At 64.0% G+C, this 24,770-nt stretch carries 17 protein-coding genes; 15 read left to right on the top strand and 2 right to left on the bottom strand.

What is annotated here, in order from left to right; translation table 11 throughout:
- The first annotated feature begins 16 nt into the window (after positions 1–16).
- The 4 genes from Pan216_RS04415 (at position 17) to Pan216_RS04400 (ending at position 6,355) form a co-directional block, all read left to right on the top strand.
- Positions 17–1,246, top strand: coding sequence for an FAD-binding oxidoreductase (locus Pan216_RS04415; RefSeq protein ID WP_145263616.1), 1,230 nt, complete (start codon positions 17–19; stop codon positions 1,244–1,246).
- Complete coding sequence (locus Pan216_RS04410; protein ID WP_145255367.1) at positions 1,243–2,625, top strand: (Fe-S)-binding protein; 1,383 nt, start codon at positions 1,243–1,245, stop codon at positions 2,623–2,625. Before Pan216_RS04415 ends, Pan216_RS04410 begins: the two co-directional genes overlap by 4 nt.
- 369 nt (positions 2,626–2,994) lie before the next feature.
- Entirely contained in the window at positions 2,995–4,062 is a 1,068-nt protein-coding gene (locus Pan216_RS04405; protein ID WP_419193254.1) for a TAXI family TRAP transporter solute-binding subunit, read from the top strand.
- 196 nt (positions 4,063–4,258) lie between these two features.
- A complete protein-coding gene (locus Pan216_RS04400) occupies positions 4,259–6,355 on the top strand; it encodes a TRAP transporter permease (RefSeq protein ID WP_419193253.1) in 2,097 nt (698 codons plus the stop codon).
- Between the two features lie 127 nt (positions 6,356–6,482).
- Here the strand turns inward: Pan216_RS04400 and Pan216_RS04395 are convergent, their stop codons facing one another.
- Together Pan216_RS04395 and Pan216_RS04390 are read right to left on the bottom strand one after the other, a co-directional pair.
- The gene (locus Pan216_RS04395; protein ID WP_145255358.1) at positions 6,483–7,028 is read right to left on the bottom strand and encodes a hypothetical protein; all 546 of its coding nucleotides are present in this window, start codon (positions 7,026–7,028) and stop codon (positions 6,483–6,485) included.
- 171 nt (positions 7,029–7,199) lie between these two features.
- Positions 7,200–7,745: a hypothetical protein gene (locus Pan216_RS04390; RefSeq protein WP_145255355.1), complete on the bottom strand. Its 546-nt coding sequence runs from the start codon at positions 7,743–7,745 to the stop codon at positions 7,200–7,202.
- Between the two features lie 480 nt (positions 7,746–8,225).
- On the opposite strand from Pan216_RS04390, the gene Pan216_RS04385 reads away from it, so the two are divergent.
- The 11 genes from Pan216_RS04385 to pstA all read left to right on the top strand — a co-directional run bounded on the left by Pan216_RS04385 (position 8,226) and on the right by pstA (position 24,728).
- Positions 8,226–9,212, top strand: coding sequence for a GGDEF domain-containing protein (locus Pan216_RS04385; RefSeq protein WP_419193252.1), 987 nt, complete (start codon positions 8,226–8,228; stop codon positions 9,210–9,212).
- Between the two features lie 721 nt (positions 9,213–9,933).
- Positions 9,934–10,776 carry a hypothetical protein gene (locus Pan216_RS04380; protein ID WP_145255349.1) on the top strand — a complete coding sequence of 281 codons (843 nt, stop codon included), beginning with the start codon at positions 9,934–9,936 and terminating at the stop codon, positions 10,774–10,776.
- Positions 10,777–11,026: 250 nt separating this feature from the next.
- Complete coding sequence (locus Pan216_RS04375; protein ID WP_145255346.1) at positions 11,027–11,446, top strand: hypothetical protein; 420 nt, start codon at positions 11,027–11,029, stop codon at positions 11,444–11,446.
- Between the two features lie 31 nt (positions 11,447–11,477).
- On the top strand, positions 11,478–13,226 hold the full coding sequence (gene recJ, locus Pan216_RS04370) for a single-stranded-DNA-specific exonuclease RecJ (RefSeq protein ID WP_145255343.1): 1,749 nt from the start codon (positions 11,478–11,480) through the stop codon (positions 13,224–13,226).
- A gap of 9 nt (positions 13,227–13,235) precedes the next feature.
- Positions 13,236–13,889: a protein-L-isoaspartate(D-aspartate) O-methyltransferase gene (locus Pan216_RS04365; RefSeq protein WP_145255340.1), complete on the top strand. Its 654-nt coding sequence runs from the start codon at positions 13,236–13,238 to the stop codon at positions 13,887–13,889.
- A 1,144-nt stretch (positions 13,890–15,033) separates the two neighbouring features.
- Entirely contained in the window at positions 15,034–16,431 is a 1,398-nt protein-coding gene (gene leuC / locus Pan216_RS04360) for a 3-isopropylmalate dehydratase large subunit (protein WP_145255337.1), read from the top strand.
- A gap of 154 nt (positions 16,432–16,585) precedes the next feature.
- Complete coding sequence (gene leuD / locus Pan216_RS04355; RefSeq protein WP_145255334.1) at positions 16,586–17,179, top strand: 3-isopropylmalate dehydratase small subunit; 594 nt, start codon at positions 16,586–16,588, stop codon at positions 17,177–17,179.
- Between the two features lie 343 nt (positions 17,180–17,522).
- Positions 17,523–18,218 carry a winged helix-turn-helix domain-containing protein gene (locus Pan216_RS04350; RefSeq protein WP_145255331.1) on the top strand — a complete coding sequence of 232 codons (696 nt, stop codon included), beginning with the start codon at positions 17,523–17,525 and terminating at the stop codon, positions 18,216–18,218.
- A 194-nt stretch (positions 18,219–18,412) separates the two neighbouring features.
- Complete coding sequence (locus tag Pan216_RS04345; protein WP_145255328.1) at positions 18,413–20,146, top strand: PstS family phosphate ABC transporter substrate-binding protein; 1,734 nt, start codon at positions 18,413–18,415, stop codon at positions 20,144–20,146.
- A 299-nt stretch (positions 20,147–20,445) separates the two neighbouring features.
- Positions 20,446–22,977, top strand: coding sequence for an ABC transporter permease subunit (locus Pan216_RS04340; RefSeq protein WP_145255324.1), 2,532 nt, complete (start codon positions 20,446–20,448; stop codon positions 22,975–22,977).
- Positions 22,974–24,728 (top strand): phosphate ABC transporter permease PstA, encoded by a 1,755-nt coding sequence (pstA, locus tag Pan216_RS04335; protein ID WP_145255321.1) that lies wholly within the window; start codon positions 22,974–22,976, stop codon positions 24,726–24,728. The genes Pan216_RS04340 and pstA overlap by 4 nt, the downstream gene beginning before the upstream one ends.
- Positions 24,729–24,770 lie beyond the last annotated feature (42 nt).

Raw genomic sequence — 24,770 nt, 5'->3', positions numbered from 1 at the left:
AGGAGCCATCGTTTTCATGTCCGCATCGACCGATATCGCCCACCACGCGGGCCTCGACGTCGTCGGCCAATCGACCCCCGCGACGATCGACGACCTCAAGGGGCTCGTCGCCGACCTCTACACCGGCGAAGACGCCATCGCCCCCACGGGCGGCGGCACCGCGCTCGCCTATGGACCCGCGATCGCCAAGCGAGCCCACCTGGTCGACACCACCGGTCTCGCCACGATCGTCGACTATCCGAGCGAGGACCTAACGATCACGCTCGAAGCGGGCATCACCATCAAGCGGCTCAACGAGGTGCTCGCCGAGAAGGGCCAATTCCTTCCCCTCGACGTCCCCTTCGCCGATCGCGCCACCCTCGGCGGCGTCCTGGCGACCAACACCGCCGGGCCTCGGCGACAAGGCTACGGCACCGCGCGCGACTACGTCATCGGCATCGACGTCGTCGGAGCCGAAGGTCGACGCATCCATGGCGGGGGCCGCGTCGTCAAGAACGTCGCCGGCTACGACTTCATGAAACTCCACGTCGGCGCCCTCGGGACGCTCGGGATCATCGCGGAAGTCACGCTCAAGCTCCACCCACTCCCCGGCCAACGCGGTGGCGTCTGGGCCTCGCTGCGCGACGACCAACTTCAGAGTCTCCTCGAACGACTGCACCAGACCCAAACGCGACCGGTCGCCACGACGCTCGTCAATGAATCCGGACGTGCCGGCACGACGCCCTGGCCGGGCGAACCCTCCCCTTGGTCGCTCGTGGTCCTGTTCGAGGAGAGCTCCGCCGCCGTCGCTTGGCAAACCGAGCAACTCCGGCGGGAATTGGCCGACGCCGCCATCGACCAAGTCGGCGTCCTGCCGAGCGAACAGAGCGCCCCCCTGCTCGACTGGCTCACCCATTGGCCCGCCGCCCCCGAGCGTACCGACGTGCTCAAGGCGAGCCTCTTGCCGAGCGATCTCGCGACGATCTGCTCGTCGATCCCCGAAAAGCGCCCCGGCACGGGCATGCTGATCGATGCGGGCACGGGAATCACCCACGTCGACGTCTCGGGAGGTGGCGTGACCGCGATTGCCGACGTCCGTCAGGAAGTGGTCGAACTCGGCGGTCATGCGGTCCTAATTCAGACCGATGAGGATCGGGGCTCGCGCGACTTGGTCTGGGGATCACCCCGCGACGACGTCACCTTGATGAGACGACTGAAAGAAGCCTGGGACCCACGCGATCTATTCAATCCTGGAAAGATGCCATGACGACCCCGACGTCCGAGACCGCCGCCCAGGCCCCCCACTCCGGGCCCGAGTCGCCCGCGACGAGCCTCCCGCTCCCCGTCCTCGACCAGCCGGAAGCCTCCGCCGTCGAGTACGAACGGTTTCTCGACTGCGTCCATTGCGGCTTGTGCACGTCCTCGTGTCCCACCTACTTGGAACTCGGGACGGAGATGGATAGCCCACGCGGGCGGATTCACCTGATGCGAGCCGTGACCGACGGCCGGCTTCCGCTCGACAACGACGTCAAGCGGCACCTCGACCTTTGCCTCGATTGTCGCTCCTGCGAAACCGCCTGTCCGTCCGGTGTTCAGTACGGCCGAATCATCGAGCCGTTTCGACTCGCGATGGAGAAGCAGTCGCCGGCGCCAAAGTCTCGGGACTGGTTCCACCGCTGGATCCTGTTCGGCATCTTGGCCGACGCGACACGAACCCGTTGGGCGCTGGCGCCGGTCAGGCTCATGCAGTGGCTCGGGCTCGACCGACTCCTCGATCGCTCGGGCCTCGTGCGGTTTCTCCCCGGCAAGTTGCAACGAATGCACCGGATGCTGCCGCGCCTGGAACCTCGCGGCCCCGAACTGCCCGAACGGCTCGCCGCGATCGGCCCCAAGAGGGCCACTGTCGCTCTCTCGACCGGGTGCGTCGCCGACGCGGTCTTCCATCATGTCCATTGGGCGACGATTCGCGTGCTGCGCGAGAACGGCTGCGATGTGCTGATCCCCCGTTCCCAGACCTGCTGCGGAGCGATTCACTTTCACGCGGGCGCCGAAGAACCGGCGATCGAGCGGGCGAAGACGAATTTGGCCGCCTTCCCGCTCGAAGAGCTCGACGCGGTGATCGTCAACGTCGCCGGCTGCGGGGCGATGCTCAAGGAATACGGACATCTTCCGGTCAACGCGGCGACCAAGGAACGACTCCAGCTCTTCGCGAGCAAGGTTCGCGACATTCACGAGTTCCTGGTGGACCTCGGGCCGATCGCGCCCAAGGGCGAACTGAACTGGCGGGTCGCCTATCACGACGCGTGCCACCTTTGCCATGCCCAGAAGATCACCGAGCAACCGCGGGAGCTACTTCGGCTGATCCCCGGTTTGGAACTGGTCGCTCACGAGGAACCGACGATCTGTTGCGGGGCCGCCGGCTCGTACAACTTGGTCGAGGCCGAGATGGCCGAACGGCTGGTGGCGCGCAAGGCCGATCATTTGCTCGCGGTCGAACCCGACGCGATCGCGATCCCCAACGCCGGTTGCCTCTTGCACATGGGCCGTCGCATTCGGGAAGAGGTCGACGGCGAACACGCCGCCCCCTGGATGGGCCATCCCATCGAGCTTCTCGACCGCTCCTACCAAGCGTCGTCGAGTCCATGATCGGCAACGAGATCTCTCTCACCGCTCCCCCTTGTCCAAGGGGAGAAGGAGGGGGTCTTCATCTTCTTCCAATTCCCTCCGGACCTTCCGCAACAGTCCCATTCTCGCTCACGAGCCAGGCTCTCATCGGCCGCCGCTTCGCGGCTACTTCACTCCTTGCCGGTTGCCAAAAGGAATCACGAACGACCCGGCCGGCAAGCTCGACGCTTGACTCCATCATGGGCCACAGGCCCACCGTACGGGAGACTCGGTGAACGGTGCGGGGACTCGAAAGCATCCCTCGTTGGCAATTCTTTCGGAGGCGTGTATGATGGTCGACACATGCCAAGTGATGGTCGGCCACTTTCTTTCGCACAAACGGCAATGCTCATGATCCTCAACTGTTCCCTTCGTGCGCGCTTCTGGTTCTCCTTGTTCGCGGGCGTCGCCCTCCTGCTTCCCACGGGCTGTAGTGGCAACGGCGGCGGAGCGGGCGGTCGTCAGTTCCTGAGTATCGGAACGGCCCCAGTGGGCGGCGCGTTCTTCCCCGTCGGAGGCGCCATCGCCGCGACCCTCAACGACAACAAGGGGGACAACACCTGGAAGGTCACCGGCGAGGCGACCAAGGGCTCCCAAGAGAACATTCGCCGACTCGACAAGGGGCAACTCGACCTGGCGCTTTCCAACTCCGCGATCACCTACTTCGCCGTTCGCGGCGAGGAGGGCTGGGACAAGCAATACCCGATGCGGACCGTCATGACCCTGGCGCCAAACATCGCGTTCTTCATCTCTCCCGACGCGACCGGCATCAAGACCATCCCCGACATGAAGGGCAAGCGCGTGATCCTCGGCCCCGCGGGAGCGGGCTTCGAGTACTTCCTGAAGCCGATGCTCGCCCAGGAGGGGGTGAGCTACGATGACCTTCAGGTCCTTCACGCCACGCAGTCCGACGCGGTGGGACAGCTCGCCGACGACGCGGCACAAGCGGCCTTTCTCGGCGGAGCGGTGCCGACGGCGTCGATCACCCAAGCCTGCACCACCCAGGACATCAACTTCATTCCCTTCGGCCCCGCCGCGATCGAGAAACTGGTCCTCGAGTATCCCTTCTTCAAGGAAGCGGTCGTCCCGGCGGGGACCTACCCCAAGCACGACGAGGCCTATCAGGGACTCAACGTCGGCTCGATGCACCTGATCACCACCGCGGCGATGCCCGACGAACTGATCTACGACATCACCAAGACGATCTACGAGAACCGCGAGGAAGTCACCGCCAAGCATCCCGCGGGCAAGTCGATCAACCCCAACAATATCGCGACCTACACTGGCACGCCGTTCCATCCCGGGGCGATCGCCTACTACAAGGAGATCGGCATCTGGAAGGGCGAGTCGTCCGAGTTGACCGAGGTCGACGACACGAACATTGCCAAACCCGCCGACGTAGCACCTGAGAACGAGTAGACGCTCGGCCCCGACAACCGTCGGTCACCGCGAGCGACGAGTCAGTTATTTCCCACCGAGAAGCCGTCTCGGCCATCCGGGACGGCATTGCCCTCCGTTCGCGGACGCGCGTTGGCCTGAATGTGATGGCGGGCAGGATCGCCCGCCAAGTGATTGCATGGGATAAGACGATCCTACCACCGAAGAGGAGATGCGAATGATCGAGTCGGCCCGCCGCTGGCTCGCCTTGGGTTGTGGAACGGTCCTACCTCTTTTCGTTCTCGCCGAGGTCAACTACCCGCGGTTGCAGCCGCAGTCGAGCCTAGCCATCTTCGCCATGTTCGGGCTCGTGCTCTGCTTCCTCGAAAACCCTCTCATCAAAAGCTGGAAGGATAACCAGCTCGCCCGAGCCGTCGACTTGGGGCTCTCCCTGCTGGTGGTCATCTGCTGTCTCTACGTCGTCGTTCAAACTGAAGAGGTCTTCGAACCGCTCTGGCTCGGAGGTGTCTCGCTCGGTAATCGCGCCGGGGCCGAACTCGGGATCGACTTCGTCATCGGCTTGATCGGCTTGGTCCTCGTGCTGGAAGCGACGCGTCGCGCGATTGGGCTGGCGCTGCCGCTCATGGCGATCGCGTTTCTCGCCTACTCCCGCTTCGGCGCCGATCTGCCCGATTGGCTCTTTCCCCACCGCGGCTACAGTTGGGAACGCATCGTCGGGCAAACCTTCCTTCAGAGCCAGGGCGTCTTCGGCACCGCGCTACGCGTGATGTTCTCCTACGTCTTTCTCTTTGTCGTCTTCGGGGCCCTGCTCGAGATGACCGGGGCGACGGGCTTCATCCTGAGTTTCACCGGCAAGCTCTTCAAACGCGGCGCCGGCGCTCCCGCGAAGGTCGCGGTCACCAGCAGCGCCCTGATGGGCTCGCTCTCGGGTAGCGCGGTCGCCAACGCCGTCACCACCGGGACGTTCACGATTCCGATGATGCGCCGCGTCGGGTTCGCGCCGCATGTGGCGTCGGCGGTCGAAGCGGCGGCGGGCTCTGGCGGGGCTCTGGTGCCACCGGTCATGGGCGCGGCCGCGTACATGATGCTCGAGGTCATCCACCCGCCGGTGACTTATTTGCAAATCTGCCGGGCCGCGATCATCCCCGCGTGTCTCTACTATCTCTCCTTGTTCGCCATTGTCCACCTCTACTCCCTGAAAGCTGGCGCGACGCCCGACGAGGAGCCGGAATGGGACTCCTCGCCCACCGTCTGGAGCGGGGTGATCTTCTTCAGCGCCCTGGCGGCGCTGATCTACTTCCTGCTGAAGGGAAACACCCCGTCAGTGGCGGTGACGCAGTCGCTTGGCGTCATTCTCGTCCTGTCGATGATGGAGCGTTATCGCCAGCTTTGGCCCTCGCTGATCGGCTTGGTGGTTTCGCTACCGCTCTTTTTCTGGCTGAAGTTGGGAGTTACCGGGGCGGTGGCCTCGGCGTTGGGCGTGAGTTTCGTCGTGGCCCTCTTCACGAGCGAGGGACGCTCTTGGCTACGCGAACTAGTCGTCTCGCTGATCAAGTCGGCCAAATCCGGGGTCGCACTGGTCGCGGCGGCGGCGTGCGTCGGCATCATCATCGGCGTGGTGACGCTCACCGGAATCGGGACGAGTCTCCCGGCCGCGGTGCTGCCGTTGGCTCAGGATAGCCTCTTCGCGGCGCTGGCGCTCATCATGCTCTCCTCGATCGTCCTCGGGATGGGACTCCCCTCGGCGGTCTGCTATCTGCTGATGGCGACGCTCGTCGGCCCGGTCCTGGCGAAGCTCGGCGGCGTTCCGCCTCTCGCGGCTCACTTTTTCATCTTCTACTTCGGGATGATGTCGATGGTGACGCCTCCCGTGGCACTTGCCGCTTATGCCGCCGCGTCTATTGGCAACGCCAGCATCATGAAGACCGGACTCGCCGCGTTCCGCTTCGCCCTCGTCGGTTTCACGCTGCCTTACATGTTCGTCTATCGTCCGGCACTCTTGATGCTGACACACGACGGCGAGCTTGCTTCCTGGACCGCCATTGTGCCGGCGACGCTGGTGGCGATTCTCGGCGTCATCCCGTTGGCGGCGGCGATCGCGGGATATCTCTTCACGAATCTCTCGTGGTGGATGCGAGCGGGACTACTCGTCTCGTCGGCCTTCGCCCTCTTCCCGGGCCAGGGCATCACGCTGGGGAGCCTCTGGCTACCGGTGACGGACATCATCGGGATCGCGATCTTTATGACACTGGCGATCATCAATTGGCGGGCCCGCGAGCCGGCCGAAGTCACCCCGGAGCCGGTGGCGACGTGAGCCCACCAAACCTTCCGTCAACCTCGTCGCTGATCGGCCGCGCATGAAGAAAGCCGCCGGTCGACCCCATCCACCTCAAGGAAGGGTCAGCCAGCGGCTCGTTCGCGCACCAAACGCTCGAAATCGATCAGTTTTGGACCGATTTCGCTCCGGAATCATCCGTTTTCAGCGCCGATGGGCCCGATTTCGCGCCAGATTCATCCGTTTTGGGCTCTTCGGGCTCGCTCGCCTCGGCTTTCTCGTTCGGCTTCGCCTCCAGGGCCTCCTCGGGCGTCGGCATGCCGAGCTTCTCGGGCTTCTTCGGAGCCGGGGAGAGTTCAACGTCCTCAAGCGAAGCCTCTTCCTCCTCGTCGGTCGGCGAGACGTAGCGGTACTCGCGGATGATCACCTCACCCGGAATCGAAACCCGCTGGGACTTCACCGTCGGCGGATAGAGGCTCGGCGAGGTGCCGGAGTAGTAGTATCGCTCGATCTGGGTCGTCGGCGGCTTGGTGGGAGCCGCTTGGACCGCCGGGACGTAGTATCTGACCGGCGCCGGCTGTACGACCTGGACCGGCTGAACAACCGGTTGCCAGACCGGGGCGACGACCGTTGGCTGGACGTAGACCACCTGAGCCGAAGCCGCGGCTGGAAGACCGCCCAACACCAAGCCCATCATCATGAGATGCCGCATGCTTGACTCCTCGCCTCTCCGTCGGTGAGTACTTCCCAGGGACGGGAACCGCACGGGCCGGTTCCCCAGAGTCATTGTGCCAAGGGCGTCAAGCGCCCCTCGCAAGTTCGACCGTCAGCGAAGCCTTGCAGCCCGTTGATCGAGTCGCTGCCGACTTGAATCAACCGACAGCTAAAACGTGTAGTAGTAGCTGACCGCCGGAGCGACGTAGTAACTTGTCGCCGCGGGAGTGTAGTACGAGACGGCCGGCTCCACGTAGTAGCTCGTCGTTGCCGGCACCGAATAGCTTACCGTCGGCGCGACATAGTAGCTCGTCGCGGGGACGGAGTAGCTGACGGTCGGGGTGGTGTAGTACGAGACCGCGGGGGCAGCTTCGGTGTAATAGGAGACCGCGGGGGTTGGGGCAGTGTAGTACGAGACCGCGGGGGCCGGCGCGGTGTAGTAGGAAACACTCGGCGTGGTGTAGTAGGAGACACTCGGGGCGGTGTAGTAGGAGACCGCCGGGGCGGCATCCGCGTAGTAGCTGACCGACGGAGCGACATAGTAGGACGTCGCGGGGACGTAGTAGCTGGTCACCGTCGGCGCGACATAGGTCGCCGCGGCCGGGGTGTAGTAGCTAGTCTCGACGACCGCCGTCCAACCCGCTTCCGCCTTCGAGGTCGTGCCGAGGGCACACAAAGCGGCCGCGAAACACGATAAAAGATGATGCCGACGCATGGCTGTAGTTCCTCCGAGATGATGGGGTCTCTCCTTCCGCGGATCGACCCTTGCAACGAAGCGCCCAATTCCAGGCTAGGTGGGTCCGACGCCGTGTCAAGAGATCACCCCGGTTCCAACTAACCGTTGCGACAGGATTAGTCGCTACAACCGGAACGACTTCCCTGACTCGCACCCCTTACCCGGCCCGCACGGCTTCCTCCCCCTCGTCCATGCCAGCCGTCGCCGACCGGGCACTCTCTCCGTGAGCGAATCATGTCCCCAATCTGGACCAAACGACCATGGACGAGTGCAAGACTGATGGTTTGAAACGATTGGAGAAGGCTGCATCAAGGTCCGCTTGCGTCGTCCCGCCGTTCTGTTACAGATCCCGCGCATGAAGTGTCGACGTCGAGGACGTGCTCCCCAGCGGCCACTCTCTCCCCGTTTCTCCCGTAGCTCTCTCGGCCGCCTCCAATGAGACTCACTGCGAGGAAGCGAGTGTCGCGACAGCTCTCAAGTTCGCCACCAGCGACCGAACAGACCGTTCGGAGCCGTTTCGAGGCTCTCGATGCCATCGTCGCCTCGGGGCTGACGATGTCGGGACTCGCACGCGTTCTGGGGCAATGGATCGTCGAAGGCTTTCCCATCCGCGAATGCACAATTCGGCTCACCGACACACGTGGTTTCGATCGCTACTACCGCGCCGACGCGAGCAGCCAGGACGTCTCGGAGGTCCTGGTGACCGCCGCGTCCCCTCGCGACTCCAGAGACGCGAACACCGACGCCAGGAATGTCTCGATCGAGGGGAGTCACGATCTGCTGGGAGATGTCGAGGTCGTTCCCATCTCGCCCGACGCGTTGACGCCGGACTTGCAGGAGCAACTTGTCCACCTGGTTCGCCGCTTCGGGTTTCTCATCAATTGCCACGTCACGATGGAACGGGCGCGGGCGGAAGCCGACCGGGATGAATTGACGGGCCTCTACAATCGCCGCTTCCTTCGTCGTTGCCTACGGCAGGCGCTCGCGGAGCCCTCCCCCCGGCCGATGAGCTTGCTGATGCTCGACGTCGATCATTTCAAGAAGTTCAACGACAGTTGGGGACACGCGGTTGGCGATCGTGTCCTGCGCTTGATCGGCGAGTTGATGCAGTCGATCTTTCGCTCCGAGGACATCGTCTGTCGCTACGGCGGAGAAGAGTTCGCCGTCCTTCTTTGCGACGATCGCGCCAAGCCGACCGGCGACCATCCGCACGAGGTTCGCCAGTACGCCGAGCGTCTTCGCCGGGAAGCCGAGCATCTCCGCCTCACCTCCGAGGATGGCCGAGTCCTTTCCCAGATCACGATCAGTGGCGGGATCGCCTCGGTTCCCTGGGATGCCCGCGACGCCGACGAACTTTTGCTCAAAGCCGACGACGCTCTCTACATCGCGAAACGAAGCGGGCGCAACCAAATCGTCTTCTCCGACGGTCTGGCGAAATCGGCGTAGCGGTTCATCAAGGCCCCAAGCCTCTTGTTCCCCTCTCCCTGTGGGAGAGTGAGCCTCTTGTTCCCCTCTCCCTGTGGGAGAGTGAGCCTCTTGTTCCCCTCTCCCTGTGGGAGAGTGAGCCTCTTGTTCCCCTCTCCCTGTGGGAGAGTGAGCCTCTTGTTCCCCTCTCCCTGTGGGAGAGTGAGCCTCTTGTTCCCCTCTCCCTGTGGGAGAGGGGTTAGGGGTGAGGGGGTTCTCTTCCAACGAAACGCCTCGATACACGACACATTTCATCCCCTCACCCGTCTCGCTTCGCTCGACGACCTCTCCCACGGGGAGAGGTCAGCAAGAGCTGACGCATGCCGTTCGACCAACCGCAGGTCAGGCATTTCATCCCCTCACCCGTCTCGCTTCGCTCGACGACCTCTCCCACAGGGGAGAGGTCAGCAAGAGCTGCCGTATCGAGTTCGTCCAACCGTAGGTCAGGCTATTGCCTGACGCGCACGGCGGTCGGCCCCCTTGGTGGCTCAAGCGTGGTCATGGCACCCAAGAGTCTTTTGGTCAATGAATTCACCAAACAGGACTGCTAGAGCGGTACCGACCAGTGGTGGTCCGGTCCAACTTGAATGTCGGCCAATGGCACCCAAAAGCCAGATCTTGGCGGAGCAATAGTCACTTCGGCACCATCACTCGCTAGAATCGGGGCGGACGCCAACTGGACGCATTGGATCTGCCCATCGCCATGAAACGATTGATCGACTGGAAAGGTTCCGATCCGCTGCCGGACTGGATCGTGCCCGCGATGGTGGGCAAGAGCGACGATGTCTTCCCGGCCGCCTTCATCGGGGGAGAGCCCGTCGATCGCGGACGCCGGGCGCTCGAGGAGATCGAAAGCGGCCGTCACGTGCTCTTCCTTCCGTCGCCGACCACCGATCTGAAGAGGTGGGTGTCGGTCATCGCCCTATCCCGCGAGCATGGGACCGTCTTGCTCGATCTCTGCCCGTGGCTGCATCATCCGCGAACCGCGCGAATCTATTCGCACTGGCACGCCGAGCCAGGCCGACCCATTGTTCGCGCGACCCTAGCCCTCAGTGCCGACGTCCTGTCCCAGTTCCCGGACGTGTCGGCGTGCTGCTGGGCCTGCGTGCGACTCCTGCGGATCTTCTTTCGCGAGCGGCCCAGCGAGATCTACGCGACCGAAACGCGTTCGGAGAAGGGAACCCAGCTCTCCGCGGTTCTCCGCTTTCCCAGTGGCGGCCACGCCAGCTTCGACGTCGGCGACGTGACAAGCGGCAGACAATGGCTGGAGTTGGCCGGGGAGAGAACCTCGACGGTCTGCGACGACCTCTTCGCACCGCTGGAGCGGACGCGCAGTCGCTTTTTCGTGCACGAGATCGCCGGAGTCGCGAGTCGCGAAGTGGTCGAAGGCGAGCCCCAAGAGCGCTGCCTACTCAACTCCTTCGTCGCCCTCGCCCAAGAGCCGAAATTGGCCGAATCGATCCGGCGCCAGTTGCTGGACACTCACCTCGCTTGCGACGCTTTGACTACATCGCTCAAAACCAAAAGTCCGGTCTCTCTTACGTGAAGCCACGAGTATCTCCGATCACCGACCAGTCGGGGCGGACGACACCCGCGGTGTTCTTAGACGGATCCAACGCCAATCCCCCGATCCCGATTTCCCGCGGCGCATGGCCGGAGGCACACGCGGCGGGTATCATGGCAACGAGCGACGTGGGGCCGAGTTCTTCGACGTCGGAGTCAGCCGAGAGGACCGTTCGAAGCCGGCATCGAATCGTCCGACGGTCTGCCAAAGCGGCTCCGCCAGGGACACCACCATGGATGCGCGTACCGCTCGACGACTCCTGCTTCCGTTCGCGATCCTCGTGTGCTCCGGGTGCGGGCAAGGGCGCCGGGTGCCGATCCAAGGGACTGTGACCTTCGATGGTCGCGCCGTCGAGGAAGGCGTCATTTACTTCGACCCGATCACCCCGGGGCTCAGCGGGATCGCGCCGATTCGAGCGGGAGCCTTTACCATTCCCGCCTCCAAGGGCCCGACGCCGGGCAAGAGTCGCGTCTCGATCCAGGCGTACGAACACCGCGGACGGACCGAGCCCGACGAGTTCAAACCCGGCCGACGGATCGCGGTCAAAGACCAAATCATCCCGCCTGAATACAACGATCAAAGCAAGTTAGCCGTCGATGTGTCACGCTATGGGGAGACGTTCCACTTCGAGTTGGAATCGTCGCCCCAGTAGCCTCCGTCAATCGTTCGCCATTGGATGGTCGATGTCTCGCCGTTGGATTCTCTCTCCCGATCGTCGCGAAGCGGGCTTCTCGCTCGCCGAGTCGCTGCGCGTCCACCCCGTCGTGGGGCACTTGCTCGCCAATCGCGGCGTCGAGAAACCGGAGGACGCCCGTCGCTTCCTGCAGCGTCAGCTCTCCTCGCTGCACGATCCCGAAAGCCTGCCCGGCGCCGTCGACGCCGCCGAGCGTCTGCATGAGGCCGTCGCCGCCAACAAGAACATCCTCATCTACGGCGACTATGACGTCGACGGCATGTGCGGAACGGCCGTGCTGTTGCGTTGCCTCAAACTGGCGGGCGTGCAGCCCCGCTTCTACGTGCCCGACCGGCTCGAGGAGGGCTACGGCGTCAATCTCGATTCGCTTCAGCGGCTGCGCGAGGAGGGGATCGACCTGGTCATCACCGTCGACTGCGGCATCACCAGCGTCGAGGAAGCGCGGCGTGCCCGCGAACTGGGGCTCGAGTTCATCGTCACCGACCACCACGAATTCCAGGAGAGCCTGCCCGAGGCCGATGCCGTCGTGCATCCGCGACTGCCCGGATCAGAGTATCCCTTCGGCGAGCTCTGCGGCGCGGGGGTCGCGTTCAAGCTCGCGTGGCAATTCGCCCGTCGCTACACCGGCCAACAGCGCGTGGGAGAGATCTTTCAACGGTTCCTGCTCGAAGCCCTGGGGCTGGTCGCGCTTGCCACCATCGCCGACGTCGTGCCGCTGCGCGACGAGAACCGCGTCATCGTCCATCACGGCTTGCAGTCGATCCAGCGTTCGCCAACGCTTGGGATCCAGCGACTGATGCGGATTTGCGGCCTCACCGAGAAATCGCAACTCGGGGTCGGCGATGTCGCCTTCACGCTGGCCCCGCGACTGAACGCCTGTGGCCGACTCGGGCAAGCTCGGCTTGGGATCGAACTGCTGACAACCGGTGATCCTTCCCGCGCCAACGAGTTGGCCGCGTACCTCGAGACCGCCAACAAGGATCGGCAAACCCTCGAACGACGCGTCTTCACCGAAGCGAAGAAGCTCCACGAGGAGATGGTCGGCGAGGAGGGTGACCTCGCGGCGATCGTCCTCGCGAGCGAGGAGTGGCACCCGGGCGTCGTCGGCATCGTCGCCAGCCGGATGGTGGAGCGTTTCCATCGGCCCTGCATCCTGATCGCTCTCTCCGAGGAACTCGGCAGCGGGTCGGCCCGGTCGATTCCCGGTTTCGATATTCAGGAAGCGCTGACGCACTGCCAAGAGCATCTGCTCACATGTGGCGGTCACGCGATGGCCGCGGGAATGCGAATCACGCCTGAGAAAATCGACGCCTTTCGCGAGCGTTTCACCGAGGTGGCCGATCGTCGGATCCTGCCCGAACAGCGTGTGCCGGTGCTGCGGATCGACGTCGAAGTTCCCCTGCACACGCTGACCAACGACTTGATTCGGTCGCTGGCGGTGATGGAGCCTTTTGGCCTGTCGAACCCCTCTCCCGTGATGCTCGCCACGGACCTGCAGTTGGTCGGCGAGCCCAAATGCGTCGGCGGCGGGGGAAGGCATTTGAGCTTTCGGGTGCGGCAAAACGGCAAGGCGATGAAAGCGATCGCCTTCGGCATGGCCGATCGGGCCGAGGAACTCGCCAGCGACAACGGCAAGTGCTGCGTCGTCTTCAGTCCCATCGTCAACGAGTTTCGTGGCTTCAAGGAAGTCGAACTGCAAGTGAAAGACTTCCGGGCCGGTTCAAGGGTCACCGATTGAGGGTCGATCATGGCCGACACCGAGGCATTCGCCGACCAACGCTCGGACCTGATTCGCGAGCTCCAGCGCGACGGGATTCGCGACCATCGCGTCCTCTCGGCCATCGACCACGTCCCCCGCGAACTCTTCGTCCCGCCGATGAGCCAACACCGCGCCTACGCCAACGAGGCCCTCGGCATCGGCAGCGGCCAAACCATCTCCCAGCCCTACATCGTCGCCCTGATGACCGAGTCCCTCGCGTTGGAGGCGCATCATCGCGTGCTGGAAATCGGCACCGGCAGCGGCTACCAGACCGCCATCCTCGCCACCCTCGCGGGAGAGGTCTTCACCGTCGAGCGGCTGGCCGAACTGTCGCTGAAGTCGGAGACATTGCTCGCCGGACTCGGGTTTCGCAACGTCCGCTTCAAGGTCAGCGACGGGACTATCGGCTGGCCCGACCAAGCCCCTTTTGACCGGATCATCGTCACCGCGGCGGCCCCCGAGGTCCCCGAGAGTCTCCTCGGGCAGCTCGCCGAGGGAGGTGTCCTCGTCATTCCCTTCGGCAAGTCCGATGTCCAAAAGCTGACGCGGTTCACCAAGGTCGACGGCCAAGTCCATGCCACCGAACTATGCGACTGCCGATTCGTCCGCTTGATCGGCAACGAAGGCTGGCCCGCCCCGTAGGAGGCATGCCGTTCGCTCCCCGTTCGTCTCTCGTCCACTCCCCCTTGCCCAAGGGACAGTCCGATTGCTCCCCCTTGCCCAAGGGGCAGTCCGATTGCTCCCCCTTGCCCAAGGGGGAGATAGAGGGGGCCTCTTCCCTGTCTTCCCACGGGGAGCACCGGTTGCTGTGCTACCGGTGCGGCGAAGCCGCTGGAGGTCTTGGTCCGAGGATCGCTTGCTGTCGAGGCGGAGTCTTCGGCTGCGGTTCTCCTTCGGGGCCGTCACCGCTCGTTGACCGCCGTTGCTTTGAGACTTCCAGCCGACTGCGTCGGCCCCGGTAGCGAAGCAACCGGGGGTACCCGAAAAAGGGGGAGATAGAGGGGGTCTCTTCCCTGTCTTCCCAGGGGGAGCACCGGTTGCTGTGCTACCGGTGCGGCGAAGCCGCTGGAGGTCTTGGTCCGAGGATCGCTTGCTGTCGAGGCTGAGTCTTCGGCAGCAGTTCTCCTTCGGGGCCGTCACCGCTTGTTGACCGCCGTTGCTTTGAGACTTCCAGCCGACTGCGTCGGCCCCGGTAGCGAAGCAACCGGGGGTACCCGAAAAGGGGGAGTTAGAGGGGGCCTCCGCAACAACCACGGAAACTGCCAACTCCCTCGGGCCTCTTATCCGCAACGCGAACGCGGATGGACGATCAACCCGCGCCGCCCACCGACACCCGGTTCGTATGGCAACGATGGTGGTGTCCAATGTCGCCCGTGAACCTCTCCTCCCGAGCGTGCGTCCCTACCCACAACTCGGCGGGCTCGGGAACCGCGGCCCAACTGGGGGCTCCGTGGGACTTTCTTTGACGCGTGGCGGCCATATCATGAGCAGAACACACGCGATCCATCCCGGAGACGATCGATCCCGACGGCTGTCCGTGCGTTGATCCCGGAGCCGAACCCGTTGCTACTGGCTGGCAAGCAGCCTGTCCGTCGCCACTGGCTGGCAAGCAGCCGGTGGCACCCGAACGGCGAGGAAGATCGAAATACCAGGATGCCCCCGTGCTCAACAAGCACGGAGACCGTTTGCCCCGTGCTCAACAAGCACGGAGACCGTTTGCCCCGGCCTCGGTTGGCACGGGGAGTTACGCCAGCTCGCACGACGAGAGAAAAGACGAGGCAAGTTGATGCCAGCCCGCACCATGTTTGAGAAGATCTGGGACACCCACCTTGTGCATCAGGAATCGGGTCGCCCCGCGCTACTCTACATCGATCTTCAGCTCGTTCACGAGGTCACCTCCCCGCAAGCGTTCGAAGGACTGCGTCTGGCGGGACGCAAGGTGCGCCAACCGGGGCGGACCTTCGCCACCATGGACCATAACGTCCCCACGACCGACCGCTCCCTGCCCATTCTCGACCCGATCGCCAAGCAGCAGATGCAGACCCTCACCGACAACTGCAAGGAGTTCGGCGTCACGCTCTACGACCTCAACAGCGAGCACCAGGGCATCGTTCACGTCATCGGCCCCGAACTGGGCCTGACGCAGCCGGGCATGACGATCGTCTGCGGCGACAGTCACACCTCGACCCACGGCGCGTTCGGTGCTCTGGCGTTCGGTATCGGCACCAGCGAGGTCGAACATGTCCTCGCGACTCAGTGCCTACTGCAATCAAAGGCCAAGACGATGGAGATTCGCTGCGACGGGCGTTTCTCCCCTGGGGTCACCGCCAAGGATCTCGTCCTCGCCATCATCGGCACCATCGGGACCGCCGGCGGCACCGGCTACGTCCTCGAGTACACCGGCGAGTGCATCCGCGCGTTGTCGATGGAGGAGCGGATGACCGTCTGCAACATGTCGATCGAAGGGGGGGCCCGCGCCGGGATGATCGCTCCCGACGAGACGACGTTCGAGTACATCAAGGGACGCCAGTTCGCCCCGAAGGACTTTGAGCAAGCGGTCGCTCGCTGGAAGGAATTCCAAAGTGACGAAGGCGCCGTCTACGACAAGACCGTCACCATCGACGTGGCCGCGTTGGCTCCCCAAGTGACGTGGGGGACGACGCCGGCGATGGTTGCCGACGTGACCCGAAACGTTCCCTCCCCCGGCGACTTCACCGCGGAGGTCGAGCAGAAGACCGTCGAGCACGCCCTGGCCTATATGGGCCTGAAGGCGGGAACGCCGATCACCGACATCCGGCTCGATCGCGTCTTCATCGGTTCGTGCACCAACGCCCGCATCGAGGACCTTCGGGCCGCGGCGAAAGTCCTCGACGGCAAGCGGGTCGCCTCGCACGTTCACGCGATGGTGGTGCCCGGATCGCAACACATCAAGAAACAGGCCGAGGCCGAGGGGCTCGCGGACGTCTTCCGTTCGGCTGGCTTCGAGTGGCGCGAGGCGGGATGCAGCATGTGCCTGGCGATGAACCCCGACGTGCTCGAACCGGGAGAGCGCTGCGCGTCGACCTCCAACCGGAACTTCGAAGGTCGCCAGGGCAAGGGTGGGCGGACCCACTTGGTCAGCCCGTCGATGGCCGCCGCGGCCGCGATCGAGGGGCACTTCGTCGACATCCGCGACTGGAACTAACGCCGCCCCGTGAACGGTTGGTTTCCACGGGCTGCTCGTCAGCCAGTGACCACCAAGGCGCGCGAGCGCAGGAGCGCCCGCGTTTCGCCCCGTGTCCAACGCGCGGCGCCACTGACCACGAATCATCACTGCCTTTTGCGAGGAATTGAACGACATGGAACCATTTCGCGTCCATCAGGGCCTCGTCGCCCCCCTCGATCGAGCCCACGTCGACACCGACCAGATCATCCCGAAGCAGTTCCTCAAGCGCATCGAGCGCACCGGCTTCGGCCAGTTCTGCTTCTTCGACTGGCGCTATCTCGACGACAACTTGACGCCCAACCCCGCTTTCGTCCTCAACGAACCTCGCTACAAGGGGGCGAGCATCCTCCTGGCTCGGGAGAACTTCGGCTGCGGCTCCTCGCGCGAACACGCTCCCTGGGCGCTCAGCGAGTACGGCTTCCGTGTGATCATCGCCCCGTCGTACGCCGACATCTTCTACAACAATTGCTTCAAGAACGGGATGCTGCCGATCACCCTTGCGCACGAGACGGTCGACGACCTCTTCCGTCGCGTCCACGCGAAGGAGGGGCATCGCTTCACCGTCGACTTGACCACCAACACCATCGAGGTCGATGACGACCACACGCTCAGCTTCGAGGTGGACGACTATCGCCGCAAGTCGCTGCTTGAGGGGCTCGACGAGATCGGCATCACGCTTCAAAGCGAAGAGAAGATCAGCGCGTTCGAAGCCGAGTACGCCGGATAGCGGCACGCGCAACCGCGATGATGAGCGCGTCGATGACGAGCCGCTACTCGGCGCGTTGGCGCCACGTTTCAGAAGACGAACGCGTCAACGTTCGACCAAACTGCCCCCAAAACCGCCCGATTCGAGAACGTTTCGGGCGCATCGGGGGCAAAATTCACCCTACCTTCATCCGTTCTTGTCCAAATCTTTCCAGTTCCTCGATAAAACCGACCTCGTCACGGAAGAATTCGGAGACGGAAACGATGCCGCCGTGCCGACCTGGCATCGGACCTAGCCGCACCGGCCCCCCCAGCCCGCCGGCGAAGATCTCTTCCGCTCCCCCGAAGCGAAACGAGGCGTCCCCATGGGCAACAAGTCGATCCTTATCCTCGGCGACGGGACGGAGGACGTCCTGCGTCTCCGCGATGGCCTGGACAAGGAGGGCTTCAATACGCTTCTCCACCGGCGACGGTTCACCGGCCCCGTCCAGATCAGCGACGACGAAGCCGACCTCATCCTCGTCGACCTCGACCAGTCCGGAACGATGGGCGTCAACATCTGTCGTGAGATCCGGCAAAAGCCCCGCTTGCGCATCGCCCCGATGATGGTCATTTCCGGTCGCGACGATGAAGCCGAAGAGGTCCTCAGCTTCCGGATGGGCGCCGACGACTTCGTCCAACGTCCTTTCCGCACCCGGGCGCTGGTCGAACGCATTCGGGCTCGCTTTCGCCGCCCGGAGCTACACGATCCCGCCGGCGACATGGCGACGAGCCAGGGCATCGAGATCGACCGCGTCAGCTATCGGGTCACGCTCGACGGGAAGGAACTCTCGGTCACGCCGACGGAGTTCAACATCATCTGGCATCTTGTCTGTCACCCCGGCAAGGTCTTCGGACGCAACGATCTCTTGAAGATCTGCGTCGGAACCGACTCCTCGACGATGCAGCGCAGCATCGATGTTCACATCCGATCGCTCCGACGGAAATTCGGCCAGCGAGCCTCGCTGATCGAAACGGTCCGCGGCGTGGGGTATCGCCTACGCGGACACGTTTTCCCATAACGACAGCGGCCGAACGCTAGATGAAGGCTTCTTCATATTCTGGTCGATTGTCGAACCATTCATGAATCTCGCCTTCCAACCCATAGGGTAATTTCGGCCCACGTTTTGAAGATCGCGCGTCCCCGGAGAAGTGTCGCCATCGCCGCGATCCCGCGCGATTGGACCACTCGGGCAGCGCGAGGAGAAGGGAGATCATGCCAACACGAATCCTCTCGATTCGACCGACCACATCGAAGCATCAACGACTGACGACCAGTGACCACCACCGCGGGAAGAACCGACGACGAGCCGGGAAACTCAGCCTCCTCTTAGCCGCGTTCTTAGGCGTGGGGACGCTTCTCGCCGTGTCTTCGACACCCTTTGCGTTCTCTCAAGAGAAACCGGTTAAGAACGCTCCCCCGGCCCCGGCGAAGAACGACGACGCTGGTAAGAGCGCCACTCCTAGGACGCCCGCCAAGCCGGAAAAGGCGGACGCGACAAAGAGCAAGGACACGAAGAAGCAAGCCAGCGACGCCCCGAAGTCGAACAGCACGGAGAAACGCATCGAAGTCGACGATCAGCTCCCGAGCGTGACGTCGACTCCCGGACTCCGCGGCGAACTGACCATCTCCAGCCCGGTCGCCCTTCGCCCCCTGCTCGTCTTCTGGGAGAAGGACTTCAACGAACTCAACCCCGACGCGAAGTTCAACTTCGTCGGCAACAGCGCCACCAACGCGGTCAAAGAATTCATCGACGGCAAAGCCGACATCGTCGCCATCAATCGCCCGATGACCGACAGCGAGATGAAGGCGTTCAAGGCGAAGTTCAGCTACGACCCGATCGCGATGCCCTCGGCGGTCAACACACTCGTCCTCTTCGTCAACAAGGACAACCCGACCAAGTCGCTGACCATCTCCCAAGTCGACGCGATGTACTCGAGCGACCGCGCATGCGGGGCGACGAAGGCGGCCACCACTTGGGGCGACGTCGGAGCCAAGGACGCGTGGGCGAAGGAGCCGATTCGTTTGATCGGCCAAAGCGAACGCGATGGCAGCTACACGTTTTTTCAGGATCACGCGCTCTGCAACGGGAAGTTCGCCAAGAATGTCCGCATCGAGCGCAACGACTTGGCGGTGCTCGACGCAGTGGCCGAGAACAAGGACGCGGTCGGGTACGCGAACTTCAGCGTCAGCAACCCCAACGTTCGCGCCCTCGCGCTGGCCCGGGAACAGTCCGACAAACCGGTCGACCCGACCTCCGAGAACGTCTACTCCGGAACATATCCCCTGGCCGGGTTCGTGCTGCTGATGGTCAAGGAGAAGTCGGGAACCAAGCTCCCGCCAGTCGAAGCCGCGTTCCTCGAGTACGTCTTCAGCAAGCAAGGTCAGAACGAGGTCATCACCGCGGGCTACCTTCCCATCGGCTATCAGTCCGCCTCGGAAGTTCTCAAGCGGATCGGGATCACGATGGCGACGCCGCCGAAGGATCCGAACGCGACCTCTCAACCGCCGAAGAAACCCGCGGTGAAGGCTCCGAAGAGGTCGTCGACCGCGCAGGCCAAAGCCCCGAAGATGAAGGCTCCGGCCAAGGCTCCCGCGCCGACCAAATCAGCGGCGCCTCCGCCATCGACGACCAAACGACCCGCACCGGTCACTCCTCCGGCCAAGCCGAAGCCCCTCAAGAAGATGGAGGCTCCCCCCAAGGCCCAGGAACCGACCAAGCCGGCGCCGACTCCGCCGTCCAAGGAGGATCCCGCCCCCTCCAAGGCCAGCAAGGACGAGGCTCCCGAGACGATCGAGCCATCGCCCAGCCAGGGGAGCCAAATGCTCGACGAGTCTTGCCCCTGCGAGATCATCATCATCGACGATTGTTCCTGCCAAGAGCGCAGTCCTCGCGTTCGGCGTCTCTTCCGGCGCCGCTGTCGCAAGCTCTTTCGGCGTAGTCGCTAGTGGTTCGTTTGCGTTTAGATTGTTTGAGGGGGCCGCTGGCTGTTTCTCGGCCAGCGTCAGAGGGTTGGGGCGACACCCGGACAAACGTCAAGTTGGTACAGAGTATTCTTGTCCTGGTTGGCCGACTTGCCACCCGAGATCGTGTACCCTGATCCTGCGAGAGCTTGACGACTCAGCGGCGTTTCCCGGATCCCCACCGCCAACGCGGGCAGAGCACTCAAGCACCGTTTGGTGACGAGCCAACCAACCAGGACACGAGCCGACGCGACGCGGCGAGGCCCGCCCGGTCTGGAGCAAGCATGGATGGCACCACGTATCGACGAGGGGGAATTCACCTCCGCAAACGCTCGGCGTGGTACGACCGAATTGCTCGAACGCTCATCTCCGCTTGTGGTCTGGGTGTCTTCGTCGTTCTCGGTCTCATGCTCGTGCTCCTGGCCGCGACCATCTATCCACTCATCTCCCAGTCGGGACAAAAACCGGTCGTCGCGTCGACGCACGCTTGGTCGGTGACGCGACCGATCCATCTGATCCTCGACGATCGTCGTCAACTCGGCGCCGCGATCCTCTCGACGGGAACGATCTGCGCGTTTCGAACCGACAACGGGGACGCGGTCAACACGTGGAAGGCTTTTCCCAACCGGAAACTGACATGTGCCGCCTTCACCTCCGACGGACGCGAGGCGATCTTCGGGTTCGACGACGGCACCGCTCAAGTCGGCCATCTGAGCTTCCAGCGCCAGGTGCATTCTCCGGAGAACTTGCCCGAGGGACTCGCGAGCCTGCCGGTCGGCGAGTCGGCGGTCTGGCGGAAAGGGTTGGTTCGACGTCTCGATCGCAAGCGTTTCGAGTCGACCGACTTCGTCATGACGCTCGACAATCCGATCGCCTTCTCTCCCCACATCCCCATTTCGCTGGTCGCGATCGCTCGATCTCACGACGAGCCTCGATTCGCCGTGCTGAGTGAAACCGGGCCGGTGATCTTGCGTGAGGGATCGATCGAACGACGACTTCCGCTAAGCGCGGACGCGAACGCCGAACGAGGGACTCCGACCCAGCTTCTCTTGAGCAGCGACGGTGCCTCGCTCTTTGTCGGGTGGCGCAGTGGCGACTCGCTGCGTTGGAACACGGCTTCCTTGCGTGACCTGGCGCCCCCCGAACTTGCCAATCTCGTCGGAGGCGATCGGCAAAGTGACGCGACCCTGACGGCGATGCTCTCTCTCTCGGAGCGTCGTTCCTTCGTCTCGGGCGACTCCCTGGGCCGCGTTCGTCGCTGGCGCGAGTCGAACCGCGAGGGTGGCTCGCTCGCCCTCCATCCGCTGCCGAGTTTGGGATCGCCCGTGACGAGCATGACGACGCTTCCGGGGGGAACGCTGCTCGCGGTTGGTTGCCAGGATGGGACCGTCGCCCTCATGCACCTCGCGACCGGGCGACTCGTGACTCGTCTCTCGACCGACAACCAGCGTTCGATCCAAACGCTCGCGATCGCTCCCCACGGCGACGGGCTCTGCGCCCTGACGATGGACGCCTTCTGGTATTGGAACATGGCCGACGGCGTTCCCTCGGGCAAGCTCAGTTCCCTCTTCGTCCCGGTTTGGGTCGATGCGGCGACGGCGAACCTCCCCGACCGATCCTCCACGCGAGACATCGAACCGACGTGGTCGCGGTTCGGCCTATTCCCGCTCTTTTTTGGAACGATCAAGGCGGCCCTTTGCGCGATCCTCTTCGGAGCCCCGCTAGCGATTCTCTCCGCGATCTACACCAGCGAGTATCTCAAACGGTCGGCCCGGAGCAGCGTTCGGTCGGCGATCGACCTGCTCGCGAGCATTCCGAGCGTCGTCTTCGGGCTCGTCGCGATCGTCTTCGTGATACCGTTCGCCGCGGCGCACTTGGCGGCGTTTCTCGCGGCCCTGGCGACCATCCCGATCGCGGTGCTCGTCGGCGCCCACCTCCAACCGCTGCTTCCCAAAGCTTGGGCGAGTGCGGTCTCGCGTTGGCGCTTCGTCGTGATCGGTCTCCTCCTCGCTGTCGGCGGAGTCCTGGCGATACCGGTCGGCAACTTCCTCGAATCGTGGCTCTTCGCCGGAGACACGATCGCTTGGCTCGACGGGACTCGCGGGAGCGCGACGGGCGCATGGTTACTCTTGTTGTTGCCGGCCAGCGCGGTGGTGACGTCGGTGGTCGTCGGATGCTTCGTCTATCGCCCGGCGCGACGAACCACGTTTCCCAAGCCGCGCCGCGACGCGCTCGGCAACCTGGCCCGATTCCTGGGAGGCGCGGTTGTCGCCTGGTCGTTGGCATTTGGCATCGCGTGGGCCATGACCAGCCTTGAGTTCGATCCTCGGGGGGCGTTCCTCGGCCCCTACATGGATCGCAACGCGTTCCTCGTGGGGATCGTGCTTGGCATCGCCATCGTTCCGACAATCTTCTCGATCGCCGAAGAGGCCTTCTCCTCGGTTCCCCATCACTGGCGCGCGGCCTCGCTCGGCTCGGGGGCGACCCCATGGCAGACCGCGGTGCATATCGTCGCTCCGGTCGCGATGAGCGGGTTGGCGTCCGCCCTTTTGATCGGCCTGGGACGAGCCCTGGGCGAGACGATGATCGTCCTCATGGCGACCGGCAACCAGCCATTGACGAGTTGGAACGTCTTCGAGGGCCTTCGTTCGCTTACCGCCGACATCGCCCTCGAGATGCCGAGCGCGATCCCGGACTCCAATCACTTTCGGGTTCTCGTGCTCGCCACGTTGCTGCTGCTCCTGCTGACGGTCGCGATCAACACGATCGCGGAACTGATCCGCCTCCGACTTCGCGGGAGGTACGGGCGGCGATGACTAGCCACCAAGAGACTCCGACTTCCGCCGGCGACGAGGAGCGCGCTTGCGTCAGCCGAGACGCGGCCCGGGTCGGCATCCTGGGCATGCCCGCCGCCGAGCCGATGCACTGGCTGACCGGCGGCGCCTTGGCGATGGTCGTGCTGTCGGTGGGCGGGCTCTTGGGACTCCTCCTAGTCCATGGCCTGTTCGCGTTCTGGCCCAAGCCGATCGTGCGCCTGTCAATGACCGACGGGCGCGCCTATCTCGGCGAAGTCCTCTCGTGGAACGCCTCGCCCACCGCGTCGGCGCGACGCGATCTCATCGTGGCGTCCCGGTCGGCCTCCGACCCCGAGACGATCGGCGACATGATCCTTCGCGTGTCGAACCGATCGCCCTCGCCATCCTCTTCGGACTCGGGGATCGTGCGGTTGCCGCGACGCGCGATCGCAAGCCAAACGATCGATCCCTGGGCGGTCGCGATTGATCTCGGAGGGAACGTCCGCCTCTTTGGAACGCCGACCGCCTTCTACGAGCAGTCGACCCTGATCGCCGACGAGCCGGCGAGAATCTGGCCGCTCTTCGAGACCCGCCATCGTGAGGTCCGACAACAACGGCGCGACGCCCAACGGGAAAAGGACAACGTCTTGGCGGATGTCGATCGCCTCCTCGCGAGCAAGCGCCGGGAGCTCGCCGCGGCGCGGGCACGATCCCAAGCGAGTCCCCAGGCGGTCGACGACGCCGAGGAGGCTCTCGCCTACGCGCGCAGCGAGTCGGACAAGGAACTCGACCGACTCCGCGAACGACTCGCCCAGGTCGAGGCCTCGACTCAACGCTACCGGATGATCGTGAAAGGAACGGATGGGACGACGTGGAATCTCGCTCTGGTCGACATCGTTCGGGGTTCGGCTCCCAACCAAGCGGGTTTCCTCAGTGCGGTGGTGACATCCTGCGAGCGCTGGAAGGAGTTCCTCACGACGGGCGCCGGCGACTCGGTGCAACAGAGTGGGATCTACCCGGCGATCGTGGGAACCCTCGCCGTCACGATGATCATGACGGTCCTGGTCGTTCCGGTCGGCGTCATGGCCGCGTTCTTTCTACGCGAGTACACCCGCAACCCGACGTTGCGGTTCTGCCTTCGGATCACAATCCGGAACCTCGCGGGGATCCCGAGTATCGTCTTCGGCGTCTTTGGGCTGCTTCTGTTCTGCGACACGATCGGGCCGGCGCTCGACGCGTTGTGGTTCGCCGACTCCCTTCCCTGGCCGACGTTCGGCAAGGGAGGACTTCTTTGGGCCGGCTGCACGCTGGCGCTGCTGACGTTGCCGGTGGTAATCGTGTCGACCGAGGACGCGGTCGCGGTGGTCCCCAGTTCCGTGCGGCAAGCCTCGTACGCTTGCGGGGCTAGTCAATGGCAGACGATTCAGCGGGTCATTCTTCCCTATGCCCTACCCGGAATCGCGACCGGAACGCTGCTGGCGATCGCCCGGGCGGCGGCCGCGGTGGCGCCATTGATGCTCGTCGGAGCGGTGACGATGACCCATGGTTCCGAGGGAAACGAGACCTTCTCCCAACTACAACTTGACCAAGAGTTCATGCATTTGGGACTCCACGTCTATAACTTGGCATTTGAGACAGACGACCACTGGACGACCCGACCCCTGCTCTACGCGACGGCGCTGGTGCTGCTGGTGATCGTGATCAGCCTCAACATGGTCGCGATCGCTCTGCGTTCGCGTTGGCGACAACGCCTCGCGGTGCGGGAGCTGTAGGCGATGATCGGTGGTGGCCGCCTGTCGCCGTCACCGGGACGC

Source organism: Kolteria novifilia, assembly GCA_007748055.1.
Classification (GTDB): Bacteria; Planctomycetota; Planctomycetia; order Kolteriales; family Kolteriaceae; genus Kolteria; species Kolteria novifilia.
The sequence above is the reverse complement of the archived record's forward strand: the minus strand, read 5'-3'. Positions and strand labels throughout refer to the sequence as shown.

Bases quoted from the DNA above. Each gene is read 5' to 3' on its own strand.
- Pan216_RS04390 (WP_145255355.1), bottom strand. From the start codon at position 7,745: ATGCGTCGGCATCATCTTTTATCGTGTTTCGCGGCCGCTTTGTGTGCC.
- Pan216_RS04410 (WP_145255367.1), top strand. From the start codon at position 1,243: ATGACGACCCCGACGTCCGAGACCGCCGCCCAGGCCCCCCACTCCGGG.
- Pan216_RS04380 (WP_145255349.1), top strand. From the start codon at position 9,934: ATGAAACGATTGATCGACTGGAAAGGTTCCGATCCGCTGCCGGACTGG.
- Pan216_RS04415 (WP_145263616.1), top strand. From the start codon at position 17: ATGTCCGCATCGACCGATATCGCCCACCACGCGGGCCTCGACGTCGTC.
- Pan216_RS04405 (WP_419193254.1), top strand. From the start codon at position 2,995: ATGATCCTCAACTGTTCCCTTCGTGCGCGCTTCTGGTTCTCCTTGTTC.
- Pan216_RS04340 (WP_145255324.1), top strand. From the start codon at position 20,446: ATGGATGGCACCACGTATCGACGAGGGGGAATTCACCTCCGCAAACGC.
- Pan216_RS04350 (WP_145255331.1), top strand. From the start codon at position 17,523: ATGGGCAACAAGTCGATCCTTATCCTCGGCGACGGGACGGAGGACGTC.
- pstA (WP_145255321.1), top strand. From the start codon at position 22,974: ATGACTAGCCACCAAGAGACTCCGACTTCCGCCGGCGACGAGGAGCGC.
- Pan216_RS04365 (WP_145255340.1), top strand. From the start codon at position 13,236: ATGGCCGACACCGAGGCATTCGCCGACCAACGCTCGGACCTGATTCGC.
- leuD (WP_145255334.1), top strand. From the start codon at position 16,586: ATGGAACCATTTCGCGTCCATCAGGGCCTCGTCGCCCCCCTCGATCGA.
- leuC (WP_145255337.1), top strand. From the start codon at position 15,034: ATGCCAGCCCGCACCATGTTTGAGAAGATCTGGGACACCCACCTTGTG.
- Pan216_RS04375 (WP_145255346.1), top strand. From the start codon at position 11,027: ATGGATGCGCGTACCGCTCGACGACTCCTGCTTCCGTTCGCGATCCTC.
- Pan216_RS04400 (WP_419193253.1), top strand. From the start codon at position 4,259: ATGATCGAGTCGGCCCGCCGCTGGCTCGCCTTGGGTTGTGGAACGGTC.
- recJ (WP_145255343.1), top strand. From the start codon at position 11,478: ATGTCTCGCCGTTGGATTCTCTCTCCCGATCGTCGCGAAGCGGGCTTC.
- Pan216_RS04395 (WP_145255358.1), bottom strand. From the start codon at position 7,028: ATGCGGCATCTCATGATGATGGGCTTGGTGTTGGGCGGTCTTCCAGCC.
- Pan216_RS04345 (WP_145255328.1), top strand. From the start codon at position 18,413: ATGCCAACACGAATCCTCTCGATTCGACCGACCACATCGAAGCATCAA.